14 protein-coding genes are annotated in these 16,583 nt (G+C 49.3%); 7 read left to right on the top strand and 7 right to left on the bottom strand.

The genetic code is table 11. The features are described from left to right. The first annotated feature begins 216 nt into the window (after positions 1 to 216). From BLS44_RS22720 to BLS44_RS22690, 7 genes are all read left to right on the top strand, one after another. Complete coding sequence (locus BLS44_RS22720) at positions 217 to 1,500, top strand: glycine-rich domain-containing protein (protein ID WP_090392752.1); 1,284 nt, start codon at positions 217 to 219, stop codon at positions 1,498 to 1,500. Positions 1,501 to 1,618: 118 nt separating this feature from the next. Beyond that, positions 1,619 to 2,701, top strand: coding sequence for an MBL fold metallo-hydrolase (locus tag BLS44_RS22715; protein ID WP_245729366.1), 1,083 nt, complete (start codon positions 1,619 to 1,621; stop codon positions 2,699 to 2,701). Between the two features lie 231 nt (positions 2,702 to 2,932). Continuing rightward, entirely contained in the window at positions 2,933 to 6,463 is a 3,531-nt protein-coding gene (gene smc / locus BLS44_RS22710) for a chromosome segregation protein SMC (protein ID WP_090392803.1), read from the top strand. Between the two features lie 276 nt (positions 6,464 to 6,739). Next, positions 6,740 to 8,242, top strand: a complete 1,503-nt coding sequence (locus tag BLS44_RS22705) for a succinate CoA transferase (protein WP_090392750.1) — start codon at positions 6,740 to 6,742, stop codon at positions 8,240 to 8,242. 28 nt (positions 8,243 to 8,270) lie between these two features. Further along, positions 8,271 to 10,421 carry a penicillin-binding protein 2 gene (gene mrdA, locus BLS44_RS22700; RefSeq protein WP_090392748.1) on the top strand — a complete coding sequence of 717 codons (2,151 nt, stop codon included), beginning with the start codon at positions 8,271 to 8,273 and terminating at the stop codon, positions 10,419 to 10,421. A gap of 288 nt (positions 10,422 to 10,709) precedes the next feature. Further along, a complete protein-coding gene (locus BLS44_RS22695) occupies positions 10,710 to 10,928 on the top strand; it encodes a hypothetical protein (RefSeq protein ID WP_143019894.1) in 219 nt (72 codons plus the stop codon). A 2-nt stretch (positions 10,929 to 10,930) separates the two neighbouring features. Continuing rightward, positions 10,931 to 11,305, top strand: coding sequence for a YdeI/OmpD-associated family protein (locus BLS44_RS22690; protein WP_090392744.1), 375 nt, complete (start codon positions 10,931 to 10,933; stop codon positions 11,303 to 11,305). A 95-nt stretch (positions 11,306 to 11,400) separates the two neighbouring features. Here BLS44_RS22690 and BLS44_RS22685 read toward each other — a convergent pair whose 3' ends face one another. From BLS44_RS22685 to BLS44_RS22655, 7 genes are all read right to left on the bottom strand, one after another. Continuing rightward, the gene (locus BLS44_RS22685) at positions 11,401 to 12,060 is read right to left on the bottom strand and encodes a CoA transferase subunit B (protein WP_090392742.1); all 660 of its coding nucleotides are present in this window, start codon (positions 12,058 to 12,060) and stop codon (positions 11,401 to 11,403) included. A 122-nt stretch (positions 12,061 to 12,182) separates the two neighbouring features. Continuing rightward, the gene (locus BLS44_RS22680; RefSeq protein ID WP_090392740.1) at positions 12,183 to 12,554 is read right to left on the bottom strand and encodes a four helix bundle protein; all 372 of its coding nucleotides are present in this window, start codon (positions 12,552 to 12,554) and stop codon (positions 12,183 to 12,185) included. Positions 12,555 to 12,607: 53 nt separating this feature from the next. Further along, positions 12,608 to 13,297: a CoA transferase subunit A gene (locus BLS44_RS22675; protein WP_090392738.1), complete on the bottom strand. Its 690-nt coding sequence runs from the start codon at positions 13,295 to 13,297 to the stop codon at positions 12,608 to 12,610. A 104-nt stretch (positions 13,298 to 13,401) separates the two neighbouring features. Next, positions 13,402 to 13,998 (bottom strand): DUF6992 family protein, encoded by a 597-nt coding sequence (locus BLS44_RS22670; RefSeq protein ID WP_090392736.1) that lies wholly within the window; start codon positions 13,996 to 13,998, stop codon positions 13,402 to 13,404. A gap of 34 nt (positions 13,999 to 14,032) precedes the next feature. After that, positions 14,033 to 14,899 (bottom strand): beta/alpha barrel domain-containing protein, encoded by an 867-nt coding sequence (locus BLS44_RS22665; protein ID WP_090392734.1) that lies wholly within the window; start codon positions 14,897 to 14,899, stop codon positions 14,033 to 14,035. A gap of 57 nt (positions 14,900 to 14,956) precedes the next feature. Continuing rightward, on the bottom strand, positions 14,957 to 15,307 hold the full coding sequence (locus BLS44_RS22660; RefSeq protein ID WP_090392732.1) for a four helix bundle protein: 351 nt from the start codon (positions 15,305 to 15,307) through the stop codon (positions 14,957 to 14,959). 102 nt (positions 15,308 to 15,409) lie between these two features. Continuing rightward, entirely contained in the window at positions 15,410 to 16,555 is a 1,146-nt protein-coding gene (locus tag BLS44_RS22655; protein WP_090392730.1) for an acyl-CoA dehydrogenase family protein, read from the bottom strand. Between the last annotated feature and the right edge of the window lie 28 nt (positions 16,556 to 16,583).

Genomic DNA, 16,583 nt, shown 5'->3' with positions numbered 1-16,583 from the left:
ATCGCTCCTCTGAAACCACTAAAGATATGGATATGTCCGGCCATCAGCCTGTTTCAAACGCATGGTATGCTTTGAGGGTGTGGTTCCGCCGCAATATCATCAGCCACTCAAAACTATTTCTGCAGCCCTTTCCTGCGCCGGAATTTTTTGAATTCATTTTTGCTTTACCGGCAATCACCATCAACTTTTTTATTTATTACTTTAAACTGCACAAAAATGAAATCATGGTTTTTAAGGAGGATTAACGCCCGGTTGATCCTTGGTGGTTCTCTGTCTTTATTATTTTCTGCCGCATCCGCGCAAACAACAACGTATTCAAATCCTGCCGACAACGGCACTGCGGCCAACCGGTATACGGTACCATCGGGCCAGTCTCAACGGGTTATTATCCGCGTCTGGGGCGGCGGTGGCGGCGGTGGCACCCGTACACAAGACGATAGGGCCGCTGGCGGCGGCGGTGGTGGCGCTTATTCCCAGGTAACCTATACCTTAACTCCGGGTAATTATACCGTCAATGTTGGCAAAGGCGGCGCGGCATCCGGGGCAGACGGCGGTGATTCTTATTTCAGGATCAGTTCTGTTTTTGAAATTACGGCTAATGGTGGAAATTCTGCTGACAATAGTACCGGCGGAGCAAATGGGGGCAGTGCTCAGAGCAATGGAACTACATGGTGGTGGGCTAATATTGGGGGAGCTACGAATATCGTAAACAACGGTGGAAATGATGGCGCGAATGGCAGCACCAACGGCAGCGGATATGGCGGCGGTGGCGGCGGTGCAGCCGGCACCCGCAGCGTAGGCTCTGATGGATCAGGTAGAACTCATGGTAATGGCGGAAATGGGGAAATTGGCAGTAATGCAGGTGCTGGCGGTAATGGCGGAGATGGTGCTAGTCGTACTATTAACGCGGTTGCTGGTGTAGCACCTGGCGGCGGCGGCGGCGGCGGCTTTTGGGCAGACAATGGTACCAGCCGAGCAGGAGCCAGCGGTGGTAACGGCCGGGTGGAAGTAACCATAGATCAAGTGCTTCCTGTACAGTTTGAAGCAATTTCGGCAACGGCCACAACCAGTGAGCTGCTGGTGAATTTTACTACCCTGGAAGAAAGCAATAACGATCATTTTAACATCCAGGCTTCAGAAGATGGCAAGGATTTTCAAACCATTGCTACCGTAAAATCGAAACATGCAGGTACCGTGTTCACCGGTAATACCACTTATTCCGTAAGCATCGATAAGAACGGCAATGCTGTATTATTAAGCCTCTCCGTAATGGCGGTTGCTGCCCTGGGTTTTGCAGGGGCGCGGAGAAACCGTAAACTGTTTATGGCGGCTGTATTGAGTTATGTACTGATCGGGATCGCTGCGGTTTCCTGCAGCAAGAACAGCACAGAGATCAATACGGAAGATCTGAAAGGTAAAAAGGGCTTTATCCGCATCGAACAGGTAGATACGGATGGTCATAGCAGCTATTCAAAGATCGTTGCCGTTACAAGGGATTAAAGCATTCCATCAGGCATTGTAGAAATTGCATCAGTCTCCGGATTGATGCAATTTTTTTTTTTAAGGCTGTCAGGAGTACGGAGGATCTTTGCGGTTTGCACCGCAGAAATTCCAATCTTTGCAAAAAGCGATGGATCTGATCAGGCAGCTGGGGCGGTTCCCCGACAGTAAACGGAAAAGCGCATTCCTTCAGCTTTCCAACTATAAGAACGGGCAGTTTCAAAACCTGCTGCCCACCCCGGCGCTGGCCGAGGGAGCAAGTATGGTCCGGATCTTCTGGAAGTTTTTTCAGAAAATGCCGGATACCGTTCCCGCTTATGCGCTTCCCTTTGTTGATACAGACCTCCGGGGGTTAAAACCCGAAGAAAATGTGCTGGTATGGTTTGGCCATAGTTCCTACTTCCTACAGCTGGAAGGTAAGCGGTTCCTGGTGGATCCCGTATTCAGCGGGTATGCTTCCCCGTTCCGGAACTCCGTAAGGGCATTCCCCGGCACCAATCATTACCAGGCGGCAGCCATGCCGGATATCGATGTGTTGTTTATTTCACATGATCATTGGGATCATCTTGATTACAGGACCGTGCAGCAGCTAAGGCCGAAGGTAAAGAAGGTGATCTGTGGACTGGGGGTGGCCCGGCATTTTGAGTATTGGGGCTGGAGCAGGGAAAAGCTGGTTGAAAAGAACTGGTACGACCAGGTGGATCTTGGAGAAGGCTGCACCGTTACTTTAACGCCGGCACGGCATTTTTCCGGGCGTTTGTTTTCAAGGAATATTTCATTGTGGACCTCCTTTGTGTTGCAAACACCCGCGCTGAAAATATTCCTGGGAGGCGATAGCGGCTATGGTAGTCATTTTAAAGAAATAGGGGCGCTGCTGGGTCCCTTTGACCTCGCTATACTGGAATGTGGCCAATACAACCAGCAATGGCCCTATATCCATTCGCTGCCGCGGGAAATTTTGCCCGAGGCCCTGGAGCTGAAGGCGCAGCGGGTGCTGCCCGTGCATCATTCCAAATTCAAACTGGCACAGCATCCCTGGTATGAACCGCTGCAGCAGGTAACCGCATTAGCGGAGACCGGGAAGTTCCCTTTGCTTACCCCGAAGATCGGTGAAAAGGTAGACCTGGATCAGCTGGACAAACCCTGGGAACGATGGTGGGAACCGGGGGTGAAAAACGGAAGCCAAAACCGGAAACAATAAGCCCCGCCGGGTGTTATCAGAGCAGCAACACGGTGTACCCGCAGGAATTATCCCCCTCAGGCTCCCGGCGGGCTCACGCAGCAGGGGCGGGGGGCTGGCGGGGAAATCTGATGTTATCCACGGTTTTTCCACATTTTTTGGGTGTTTTCCACGCATTGGTGTGCAAAAACAGGCTTCAGCATTGGGGTCGGAACCGTTATTTTCGCCTGTACATTAAAATGGAAAAATACTGTGCGTTTAAAAAGTCTTGAAATAAAAGGATTTAAAAGTTTTGCCGATAAGACGGTCGTTAATTTCGACGACAATATTACCGGCATTGTGGGACCGAATGGCTGTGGAAAATCCAATATTGTGGACAGCATCCGCTGGGTGATCGGGGAGCAGAAGATCAGCGCCCTCAGGAGCGAGAACCTGGATTCGCTGGTGTTTAACGGCTCCAAGACCCGTTCTGCAAGTGGACTGGCAGAAGTAAGCCTTACTTTTGAGAATACGAAGAACCTCCTGCCTACAGAATTCAGCACCGTGCGCATTACCCGTAAATTTTATAAGAGCGGCGAAAGCGAATACCGACTGAATGATGTGCAGTGCCGCCTGAAGGATATCCAGAACCTGTTTATGGACACCGGTGTCAGCACGGATTCTTATGCCATCATTGCGCTGGACATGGTGGACGACCTGATCAAGGATAAAGACAACAGTCGTCGCCGGATGCTGGAACAGGCCGCCGGTATTTCCATTTATAAGACCCGTAAAAAGGAAGCCCGGCAAAAGCTGGATGCTACGGAGCAGGACCTGAACCGGATCGAGGACCTCTTGTTCGAGATCAACAACCAGCTGAAGGCCCTCGAAAGCCAGGCCAGAAAGGCAGAGAAATACCACGAGATCAAAAAAGAGTACCGCGAAGTAAGCATTGAGCTGGCCAAAGCAGCGCTGGAAGGGTTTAACCTTACCTATAAAGAACTGAATGAGCAACAGCAGGCAGAGACCGATAAATCGGTAAAACTGGAGGCTGAAATTGCCACTGCAGAAGCGCATATTGAGCAGGAGAAGCTCGTGTTTATCGAAAAAGAACGGGCGCTGCAGAGCATGCAGGCGGCGTATAATGAGCTGGTACAGCAGGTACGCACCACAGAGGGTGATAAGAACCTGGCCGTGCAGCGACTGCAATACCTGAAAGAGCGGGAAACCGGGCTGCAGGAATTCCTCTCAAAATCCGATGCCCAGCTGAAAGGGATCGAAGAAAGCATTGGTTTTACCCGGCAACAGGTAAGCGATGAGGAAAAAGCGCATGAAGGGCTTACCGAACAACTGGAAAACTTCAGGGATGAAGTTACCCGCCGGCGTAATATCCTGGATGAGCAGCGCCATGGCGTAGACAGTTTGCGTATGGAGTACCAGCAGGTACAACGGGAGCAGTTTGAAGCCGAGAAAAAAGTAGCGGTGGCCGATACCTCTGTGCAGAACCTGCAACGGACCATGCACCAGATAGAGGACGAGTCAGCACAGCGGGAGGAACTTGTCCAGAAAGTACAGGCCGATCATCAGCTGAAGGAGCGGGAACTGGAGGAGCGGAATGCCTCGCTGGAGCAGTTGCAGGCGCATCATGATCATACAAAAGAACAGATCCTGCAGACCCAGGGTATCGTGGAAGAATTGCGTAACCGGCTGGCGGATGAAAACCGCGTGCTGGACGCCAAACGTAACGAGCACGACCTGCTTAAAAGCATGATCGATTCCATGGAAGGTTACCCGGAAAGCGTAAAGTTCCTGCACAATAATAAGGACTGGAATACCAATGCACCCATTCTCTCCGATATCCTTTATGTAAAAGAAGAGTACCGCACGGCGCTGGAAAATGTGCTGGAGCCCTACCTCAACTATTACGTGGTGCAAGATTTGCAGCAGGGGCTGCAGGCCGTACATTTGCTGAGTGATCAGAAGAAAGGAAAGGCCAATTTCTTTTTGCTGAATAAGATCGGGGAAGCGGACAATAGCAGCGGGCATCGTTTGCAGGGGGCCATTCCGGCGCTGGAAGTGATTGAGGTGGAGGCGAAATACCGTAAACTGGCAGAACACCTGCTGGGGAATGTATTTATTGCGGAAGGAGTAGATGCACTGGAAAACAGCAACGGCTCCGTGGTGATCGAAAAACAGGGCAGGTTTGTAAAAGGAAAGTTTACCCTTACCGGCGGTAGTGTGGGACTGATTGAGGGGAAGAAGATCGGCCGGGTAAAAAATCTTGAAAAACTGCAGGACGATATTGCAGCACAGGATGCGATTGTACAGGATCTGCGGGCTCAGATACAGGCGCGGCACAACGAAGTGATCGCCTTTAATGAAGACCTGCGGGAAAACGCTATCAAAGAAACGCAGAAAGAGATCCAGGAGCTGACCAATGCCGTATTTGCGCTGCAGAACCGCTCCGAGAACCTGCAAAGCCAGCAGGGCACGGCAAAGAACCGGCTGGAAGAACTTGCAGAACAATTGCAAAATACACAAAGCTCCATCTCCGGCGTTCGTGCATCGCTGGCGGAGTTTACAGAAATATTACAGCAGAACGCCAACAAGCTTGCAGAGGCAGAAGATACCTTTAAGCAGACCGAAGGCGGTTACCAGGAGGCAACAGCGCAGTTTAACGAGTTTAACCTGAATGTAACCCGCCAGCAAAGCAAGGTGAATGCGCTAAAGCAGGAGCTGAATTTTAAAACCAATCAGCTGGGCGAATTAAAACGCCAGATTGAACAAAGCACCGTGCAGCTTTCCGATACCGGCGGGGAGATCGTTAGTTCGGAAAATACGCTCAGAGAAATTGAGGATACCCTGCTGAACCTCGTCCGCAGCCGTGAGCAGGATCAGCAAATGCTGAATGAAGCGGACCAGTCGTATTACAATATGCGGAATGTGCTGAACGAAAAAGAAAGCGAGCTGCGGCACAAGATCCGGGAAAAAGAGCAGGTAGAGCACCTGCTGGCAGCCATTAAGGATAAATTGAACGAGCTGAAACTGCAGCTGGCCGGTACGCGCGAGCGCCTGAACGTAGAGTTTAAGATCCAGATCGAAGACATCCTGGACGATCCCCGGAATACGGAGATTGCCACGGAAGAACTGCAGGAAAAGGCAGACCGGATGAAGAAGCGCCTGGAGAACCTCGGAGAGGTGAACCCCACAGCCATAGAGGCATTTACCGAAATGAAGAAGCGCTATGAATTTATTGTAGAGCAGAAGAGCGACCTGGTAAATGCCAAGGAAAGTCTCCTGAAGACCATCGAAGAAGTAGAAACGACCGCCAACCAGAAATTCCTGGACACTTTTAACCAGGTACGGGAGAATTTTCAGAAAGTATTTAAATCACTCTTCACCGAAGATGATCAGTGTGATCTCGTACTGGAAAACCCGGAAAACCTTGCAGATACAGGGATTGATGTAGTGGCCAAGCCCAAAGGAAAACGTCCTACTTCATTAACGCAGCTAAGTGGCGGGGAGCGTACCTTAACCGCAACCGCACTGTTATTTGCCATCTACCTGATCAAGCCGGCACCATTCTGTATCCTGGATGAGGTAGATGCGCCCCTGGATGATGCCAACGTGGGTAAATTCACCAATATGATCCGGCAGTTCAGCCAGAACTCGCAGTTCATTATTGTAACGCACAACAAAACCACCATGAGCACGGTGGATGTGATCTACGGGGTAACCATGCAGGAACCGGGGGTAAGCAAACTGGTTAGCGTCGATTTCAGGAGCCTGGCTGCGCAGAATTAGGTTTTTAGTTGTTATTATTTAATACCGCCACCTGTTTTACGGGTGGCTTTTTTTTATTGCCGCTGAAGCACAGATGACTTCGGCTCCTGTTCCTGATTCCCCATTGTAGTGGATGCCGGGAAATGAGCATGAAAAAATCAGCGTTTCTGTGTATCAGTGGCCATGAATAGTGTGCTGAAAAAAATTATACAGCATACTGATCTTCATCAGTGCTCAATAACAACCGGTTCGTAATTTCGCATTTTGTAAAAATCAATCATTCTTAAAACCTGCAGCATGTTTAACGAACGGGTTCGCCTGGAGCGGCTAAAAAACAAGATAACCACCGTTGAGGAAGCGGTAAAACTGTTTAAAGATGGTATGACCGTTGGCGCCAGCGGCTTTACCAAGGCCGGCGACAGCAAGGTGATTTTACCGGCCCTGGCCGAACGTGCGCAAAAGGAACCCTTAAAGATTAGCCTGATCACGGGTGCATCGCTGGGGCATGGTACGGATGGAAAGCTGGCTGCCGCTCATGCGTTAAAAAAACGCATGCCCTTCCAGGTGGATAAGATTTTAAGGGATAAGATCAACCAGGGAGAGGTCCTGTTCGTCGACCAGCACCTGAGCGAAAGCGCAGAGCAGATCCATAACAGGATCATCGGTCCGCTGGATATTGCCGTGATCGAAGTGGCCTTTATTGAGCGGGATGGCAGCCTGGTACCCACTACTTCGGTAGGCAATTCCGTAACCTTTGCGGCTTTTGCCCGGCAGGTGATCATAGAGATCAATACCAGCATACCCATGGACGTATACGGGATCCATGATATATACCAGGCAGAAGATTACCCGCACCGCAATGTGATCCCCATTGTAGCGCCCTGGAATAAGATCGGGCGTAAATCCATCCCGGTAGATCCGGATAAAATAGCAGCAATCGTATTTACCGATATACCGGACAGCCCGGCAGACATCGCCCCGCCGGATGAAAAAACGGCCGCCATGGCCGCACATATTCTCCGGTTCTTTGAGGCCGAAGTGCGCCTTGGGCACCTTACCGATCGCCTATTGCCCTTGCAGGCCGGTATCGGCAGGGTGGCCAATGCGGTATTGGCGGAATTCCGGCAGAGCAATTTTTATGACCTGACGATGTTCTCCGAGGTATTACAGGACAGTACTTTTGAGCTGATTGACGCCGGCATTCTTTCCTTTGCCTCCGCCTCCTCCCTGGCTGTATCGGAAGTATGGCACAAGCGGTTATTTGAAAACCTGCAGCAGTACAAGGAAAAATTTGTTTTAAGACCACAGAATATTTCCAACACGCCGGGCCTTATCCGCCGGCTGGGTGTTATTGCCATTAACACCGCTATCGAATTTGACCTTTATGGCAATGTAAACTCTACCCATATCGGCGGCACACAGATCATGAATGGTATTGGCGGTTCCGGCGATTTTGCACGCAATGCCTATCTCAGCATCTTTGTAACACAGGCCGCATCAAAATCCGATACCATTTCCCATATTGTTCCCATGGTATCGCATGTAGATCATACAGAACATGATGTGGATATCCTGGTTACAGAGATCGGTATTGCCGATCTGCGGGGGCTGGCGCCCAGGGAGCGGGCACAGACCATCATCGATCATTGTGTACATCCGGATTATAGGGAACTGCTGCAGTCCTATTTTGACCGGGCCTGCAAACGGGGTGGCCATACACCGCATTTACTGGAAGAAGCCCTGGGCTGGCATACCCGCTTTGCAGAAACAGGAACAATGAAACCCGTACCGGAGCCTTAAAAAAAAACAAAAGCGCTAAAACAGTTGTATGCCCGTATTTAATAAGTCGAGAGGCTATGTGGTGAAGCTGGTCATTTTATGTGTATTTGCCCTTATTGTTGCCCAGCTGGCCAACCTGCAGTTAGTGAACCGGAAATACCTGGCGCTGGCAAAGGATAATGCCGTTTTTCAAAAGGTCATTTACCCGGAGCGGGGTATCATTTATGACCGGAAGGGGAGGGCTGTTTTGAATAACACCATCATGTTTGACCTGGTGGTGACCCCTGCCGAAGTGAAGCACCTGGATACGGCAGCCTTCTGTAGTCTTATGGGGATCGATAGTGCGGTGTTCAGGACCCGCATTGTAAACGCTATTATAAAAAACTCCCGTATGCGGCCTTCCGTATTTCAATCATTGCTGAAACCGGAGGTGCAGGCACGTTTTGAAGAGAACAGCTGGCGCTTTCCCGGTTTTGCCTTGCAGCAGCGGCCGGTGCGCACTTATCCGTACAATGTGGGAGCACATTTCCTCGGTTATATCGGGGAGGTGGATGCAAACGATATGGAACGTTCCGGAGATTTTTACCGGCCGGGCGATTATATGGGAAAGAATGGATTGGAGTATCACTACGAAGGAGTACTGATGGGACGGCGCGGCGTACAGTATATGATCAAAGACAATAAGAACCGCCTGGTAGGGCATTATGAGAACGGGAGCTTTGATACCACCGCCATAGCGGGAAGGGGACTAAAAACCAGCCTGGATGTAGACCTGCAGGTGCTGGCTGAAAAATTAATGACCAACAAAGTAGGGGCCGTGGTTGCCCTGGACCCCCAAAACGGGGGCATCCTTGCAATGACATCAGGCCCTGTCTTCAATCCCAACGATCTTACGGGGGCTCAAAAAAATGCCAACTATGCAAAAATGGCGTTGAACGTGAGAGGACCTTTATTGAACAGGGGCATCAAGGGACGGTATCCGCCGGGTTCTACCTTTAAACCGCTGGGAGGGCTGGTGGCACTAAGTGAAGGAGTGATCACGCCGGCCTCAGCTTATCCATGCCGGGGTGGTTATTATGCCTGCGGCAGAAGGGTGGGCTGCCTGGAGTCCTGGGCCGGACATGCAGATAACCTGCGCCTGGCCATTGCCCATTCCTGCAACGCTTTTTTCATGAATGCCTACCGCCTTACCGTTGATAATCCAAAGTATGGTGATGTAAAACGGGGCTATGAAAAATGGGAAGAGTATATGCACCGGCTGGGCCTGGGTGTGCGTTTGGGCGTTGACCTGCCGGCCGAAGATAAAGGCAAAATACCCACGGTGGCGGTTTACGATGAAGCATATAATGAACACTGGACCTCCTGTACCAATCTTGCCCTTGGAATGGGGCAGGATAAGATGCTGGCAACACCCCTGCAGCTGGCTAATGCAGCATGCATTATTGCAAACAGGGGGTATTATTACATTCCTCATTTTGTAGACAGTATTGAAGGCGAAACGCCTGCCGATGCACAGGCTCTGCATAAATACCGGCAACGGCAGGAAACGTTAACGCATATTTCTGCAGCCGCCTACGATGCCATTATCAATGGGATGAACGATGTGGTAACGCAGGGCACTGCCAAGGTGGCCGCTATTCCGGGTATTGATGTATGTGCCAAAACAGGTACCGCAGAAAATGCAACCGTGCTGGATGGAAAACGTATAGAACTGGAAGATAATTCGATGTTTATCTGCTTTGCACCCAAGGACCATCCCAGGATCGCTATTGCAGTAGTTGTGGAAAATGCCGGCTATGGGAGTACCTGGGCCGGACCCATTGCGCGTATTTTGATGGAGCAATACCTGCTGGACAGTTTGACCAGTAAAAGCAGGGCCGACCTGGAGCGGATTTCCCATGCCAACCTGGTGCCCTGGTATTTTGACAGGCTGCAATATAAAACGGATTCTGTAAGAGCGGAGCAATGGACCAAACTGACGAAGGATAGCACACGGTTGTTGCGGTTCTTAAAACATAATCCACATGCTGCAGCAAAAAGCCCGGATAGTGCCCGTGTTGCAATAAAACCGGTATTGGATCCGTTTTCCCGGAATGCAGGGCTGCCGGGCGAAAAGCACAGGCCGGTAATACCGGAATGGGCCGTTGCCGGTTTCGGGGAAAACCGGAGATTTTTCGGGCCGGTTCTTTCTGGTAACTGATGCGGCGCTACGGGCGGCGTTCATCTGCTAAAAATAAAATCCGAATCCCTTTTTTCCTGCTGACATAAAGCTGTCACTACATCAAAGTAGCTTTGTATCGTTAAAGCAATTAAGAGCCTGTTTAAATTTTATTGATGGAATTTATTATGAAGCTATTTTGGAGCGAAACAAGGAAAATTTTGCAGGCATAGTAGGCCACTATGGCGAAAAGTTTAACGCAGTTGCAGCCCAAAACAGCCATAATAAAGCCATTGAATGAATTTTAAACAGGCTCTAAATCCTGATGATATGACAACAATAACCCGATGGCAGGTAGATGATCTGCAGCAAGCCCTGTACCGGTTGCTGATACAGGATCGCAAGGCACTGCAATCTCCTGCGGACCACAGCGAGGGCAGAGGATATTTTGAAACGGCATTGGTTGTAGATCCCTTTGGTTCGGTTTTTAAAATGATAAGCAGTAAAGAAGACACAAAAGCTATAATGAAAGATAATAAAACCCTTTAACGATGGAAACAAAAGATGGTAAAGTAGCGGTATATGCCAAAAACCGCCGCCAATGGCGAAGCTGGCTGCAAAAAAATGCGGGTAAACAGGAACCAGTGTGGCTGATCCTTTTTCATAAAGGGAGTAGCATGCAATCAGTAGACCGTATTGCGGCAACGGAAGAGGCGCTTTGTTTTGGGTGGATCGACAGTTTGTGCAAAAAACGGGATGCCGGCAGTTACTACCTCACATTTTCACCGCGTAATTCCCGTAAAAGCAGCTGGAGCCAGCCCAATATAGAGCGGGCAAAGCGTCTGATATCCGAAGGAAAAATGACGGAAGAAGGCCTGCGGCTTATTGAGATTGCCAAAAGAAAGGGAGGCTGGCAGGAGGCCTAGATGCGGTAAACAGCGATCAGGATCTGTTGAAGGCTGATGCTATTTGCTGCAGCTTCCGCGAAGGATTGCTGCGAATAATGAGATGCTGTGCCGGGTTACCCCAGTTTTATTTCGGGGACATCTCCTTTTACGACCAGCCGCCCTTCGGTCGCTTTTTTTATATCCTCCACAGATACGCCGGGAGCGCGTTCAAGCAGCACAAAGCCTTCATCAGTAATTTCGAGTACGGCCAGATCGCTTACAATTTTTTTAATGCATTTTACGCCTGTAAGGGGCAGGGTACATTGTTTTAATAGCTTGGATTGCCCATCCTTACTCGTGTGTTGCATCGCCACAATGATATTTTTGGCCGCAGCTACCAGGTCCATCGCCCCGCCCATGCCTTTTACCATTTTGCCCGGGATCTTCCAGCTGGCGATATCGCCGGTATCGCTTACTTCAAAAGCCCCCAGCACCGTAAGATCGATATGGCCCCCGCGGATCATGGCAAAGCTCGTGGCGGAATCAAAATACACGCCGCCGGGCAGCAGGGTGACTGTTTGCTTGCCGGCATTGATCAGGTCCGGATCAGCCATGCCTTTTTTAGGGAAGGGCCCCATACCCAACATACCATTCTCCGATTGCAGTACCACTTCTATGCCTTCGGGAATATAATTGGCTACCAGGGTGGGAATACCGATACCCAGGTTTACATAGTACCCGTCTTTTAACTCCTGCGCAATGCGTTGTGCTATTTGTTGTTTTGTAAGGCTCATTTTTTTTGTTTTTTTAACGAGTAGGAAATAGAGCGTGGCCAGTGATTAGTAGCTAGTGGGGAGTGGTTGGCAGGAGAACAGCAAGTAACGAATGGGATTATACGGCTTGCTATTTTCCTTCTCTATTTCTTGCTTCCCGATTCTAAATTTGCAATTATGTTACTTAACATTCTGAATATCGATTCAAGATATTCTTCAAGTTTTAAAATTTTATCTTTTTTTAAGTATTCAAGAATTAGTGATGTTTCTATTTGTGTATCAACTTCTACTAATGAACTTCGGGAGATTTCATAAAATCTTTTCTTTTCAACTTTTGAGTTTCTTGCAGCTCCTTCAGCGAGATTACTACAAACAGAAATAGCAGCTCTGCGAAGCTGACTAACTAAAACAAATTGTTCTTCTTTAGGATAAGCCTGGGTGTGTAGATCGATTTCTTTTACTAATTGTAAAGCAAATTGATATACCTGTAGTTTTTTGTGCGACAGTTCTAACATGCTATTTATATTTAAGTTTAGAATAATTCCTACTGGCTACTTGCTATTCTCTACTAGCTTTCCGTTAATTGCTCAATCCTTTTTTCATAATGCGTGCCCTGGAAGATGCGTTTTATATATACACCCGGCGTGTGGATCTGCATCGGGTTCAGCTGCCCTGCCGGTACCAGTTCTTCCACTTCCGCAATGGTGATCCTTCCCGCGGTGGCCATCGGATGGTTGAAATTGCCTGCTGTTTCTTTGTAAATAAGGTTGCCATGGGTATCGCCCTTCCAGGCTTTTACAATGGCAAAATCGGCCGTTAAGGCGTATTCCAGTAAATGAGGCTTGCCATTAAAATCCCGCACCTCCTTGCCGGCCGCAACTTCGGTACCATATCCCGCGGGAACATAAAAGGCAGGGATACCTGCTCCGCCTGCCCGGCAACGTTCGGCAAGGGTACCCTGGGGAATCAGTTCCACTTCCAGTTCTCCCTGTAGGAGCTGCCGCTCAAATTCGGCGTTCTCACCAACATAAGAGGAGATCATTTTCCGGATCTGTTTTTTCTGAAGCAGGAGGCCAAGTCCGAAGTTATCTACACCTGCATTGTTGGAAATGCAGGTGAGTGCGCTGAGATCCGTTTCCGTGATTGCCTTAATGCAGTTTTCAGGGATGCCGCAAAGCCCGAAGCCTCCCACCATCAGCGTCATACCGCTTTTGATACCAGCGATCGCCTCCTGCGCATTTTTTACAACTTTGTTCATATTATTTGTTTTGCCACTGAGGCACTGGGCCTTCAGATGCTGTTAAGCTGATTTTGGTGTTCCTCCCTTTGCGTCTTTGTCGTTTCTGTTCTTCGAACGGGGTCTTAAAAATGATAGACCATACCGATGCCGTTTTCTGTGACTGCCAATTCCTGCACGGCCTTCTTCCAGTAGCGGTTTTGTTTTTGATGGCTCAGGTACATGGTAATATCATACAGCAACAATCCTGCACCCTGAACGATCAATGAATTTCCGTAGCCCCTGTTCCTGGCCGGGTTTTTTGCATTGTCCGCCCGCGCTTTTAAGAACGCCCCCGTGCCCATATACAGCACATCAAGTCCGCCATTGATAAGGTAAAGTTTTTTTACATTTTTGTAAGCCCGGTACTTATCGGCGTCTGAAAAGGACAGGCTCTTTTCTCTTTTCGCGCGCATCAGCCCTAAAACACCAATGCCGGTATTGACCACGCCCCATAAGGCATTCATGGTGTGAAAGGCTTTTACTTCCGTGTTGGTTGTATTGAGCGCTCCAATGATACCACTACCCATATTAGCCAGGCCCCATCCGGATAATACCCACATGCCTTTCCGGTTGGTTTCGATCCGTTGCTGATGCAACATCTCAGTATTCGGTATGCTGTTTTCCTGTGCCTGTGAAAAACAGTAGAAACAACTGAGAAGGATAACAGATAGCCATTTCATAGCCGTGGTTTTTATGTAAGTTACATCATCCTGTTTAAGATTTCAACAGGTTAAAACCGGGATAGGCCGCGGCGATCTTCCGGATACGGGCCTCGTCCAGCCCGGATGCGATCTTATGATCACGGCAATATTGCAGTAATGAAAGGGTGTTTACATTGCCCAATAGTTCATAACCGGTAAGCGGGCAGCCGCCCAACCCGTTGATCACACCATCAAAACTACGGCAACCGGCTTTCCAGGCGGCGTCGATTTTTTCCATCGCCTGCCCCGGAAGGGTATGAAGGTGGAGACCCAGTTCCACACCCGGAAAACGGGGGATCAGGGTTTTAAAAAGTTTGTAAATGATTTCCGGTGTGCCCAATCCGGTGGTATCGGACAGCGTGATGGTTTGAACACCCTTCCCTGCCAGTAAATAAACGGCGTCCTGTACGATGAATGCTGACCATTCGTCCCCGTAGGGATTGCCGAAGGCCATGCTGATATACACGCGGAGCTGCTTGCCGGTGTCCCGGGCAATACCGGTGATTGCATCAAGCACATGCAGCGCTTTGGAGGAATCGGAATGAATATTCCGTTCCAGGAAGGTATTGGAGATGGAGTAGGGAAATCCTAAAATATCCACTTTGGGCTGGGCGGCGGCTTCTGTTGCACCCCTTTCGTTCCCGATAATGGCCAGCAACCTGGTAGCCGAACCTTCTTTGTTGATGCCCTCCAGCACTTTTGCGGAGTCCGCCATTTGCGGCACTGCTTTGGGCGACACAAAACTCCCGAAATCGATCACCTCAAATCCAACCTGCATCAGTTCATTGATATAGGCCGCCCGTTTCTCCGGCGGAATGATGTAGGGAAGTCCCTGCTGTGCATCGCGGGGGCATTCGGTTATTTTAAGTTCATGGATCATAACGTATAGTGAATAGTTAATTGATCATCGTTCATGGTAAATCGCTGTCCGATATATTTATAAAGCATTACGGAGCCTGGTAATCATTTTGCTCAATAACTCATATTCTTCGTATAATTTTTTAAACAAATCTTCTGGGATATAGTTGCCCTTTTTTGCTAAAAACAACCCGGCCACTACTTCTATGGCCGGGCGCAAGGCGATATTTAAGAATTGCTTAAATACCGGAACAGTTTGCCCTGTAGCGCCTTCGACGATGTTCAGCACAACAGCGTCAGCTGCTTTTTTGAGCTGGGAAGACAGGCTATATCTTTCCTCAACGGGAAAGCGCTTCGTTATAGGATCAATCTCATTGGATGTATCGACCGCCTTCTGCCAGACATTTAATGCTTCAAAACGGAATGCCATATGAATTTAGGTTATTGTATTTGTTTTTTTCGAGTATATCCATGCACTTCAAGGCTGCAGTCTATAGTAAAAGCTATCCGCTATGAACGATTCGACCATGAACTACAACCCCAACTGCTTTGCGATCACGATCCGTTGGATCTCTGATGTACCTTCTCCGATTTGTAAGAGCCGTTGATCACGATAAAAACGTTCGATATTGTATTCCTTCATCAGGCCATAACCCCCGTGAAGCTGTACGGCAGCATCGGCTACTTCCCTGGCGATCTCCGAGCAATAAAGCTTGGCCATGGCGGCTTCTTTTGTAAAAGGCTGATGGGTATCTTTCAGCCAGCAGGCCTTATATAAAAACGTACGCGCCAGTTCTATTTTCAGGGCCATATCGGCCAGTTTGAACTGGTTGATCTGAAAGGACGCGATCGAATTACCAAATTGGCGGCGTTCCTGTGCGTAACTCAATGCCATTTCAAAAGCGCCCTGTGCGCAGCCCAGTCCCATGGCGGCAATACTCAGCCGGCCTGCATCCAGTGTACGCAACATAATCTTTGATCCTTCCCCAACCGGTCCAAGGGTATGCGATTTTGGTACGCGGCAATCGTCGAAGAATAATTGGGCGGTATCGCTGGCACGCCACATCATTTTTCCATGCATGGCTTGTTGCGAGAAGCCCAGCGTATCCCGGTCAACAATGATCGTGGTGAATTCTTTTTTGCCGTTTACTTCATTGGTTACAGCCTGTACAGTAGTACCCCGGTTCAGTGAAACGGAACCATTGGTGATAAAGATCTTGTTGCCGTTGATCACCCAATGATCGCCGTCCGTTTTTGCTGTGGTCTTTGATGCCCGGGAGTCGCTTCCGGCGCCGGGTTCTGTTAATCCGAACGACCATAGGGCTGTGCCTGTGCAAAGCTGCGGCAGGTATTGCAGTTTTTGTTCCTCTGTGCCATAGTTGTAAATGGGACCAATGCCCAGGGAGTTATGTGCCGCCAGGGTGGCTGCCTGTGATCCGTCTACCCGCGCTATTTCTTCCACAGCAATGATATATGCCAGGTAATCCATACCTGCTCCCCCGTATTTTTCGGGAAGGTAAATGCCCATCAGGCCCAGCTCGCCCATCTGCCGGGTAAGCTCCGGTGAAAATTTTTCCCGCTCATCCAGTTCCTGTGCCTGGGGTTTGATGTTTTTTTCCGCGAAAGACCGCACCATATTCCGGATCGCCTTGTGCTCTTCGCTTAATGTGTAGTCCATATTATAATGTATCTTTTTTGGTTTTGTT

The sequence above is a fragment of the Niabella drilacis genome (assembly GCF_900101395.1).
In the GTDB taxonomy this organism is placed as follows: domain Bacteria; phylum Bacteroidota; class Bacteroidia; order Chitinophagales; family Chitinophagaceae; genus Niabella; species Niabella drilacis.
Note: the sequence above shows the minus strand (reverse complement) of the source record. Positions and strands in the feature narration are given on the sequence as shown.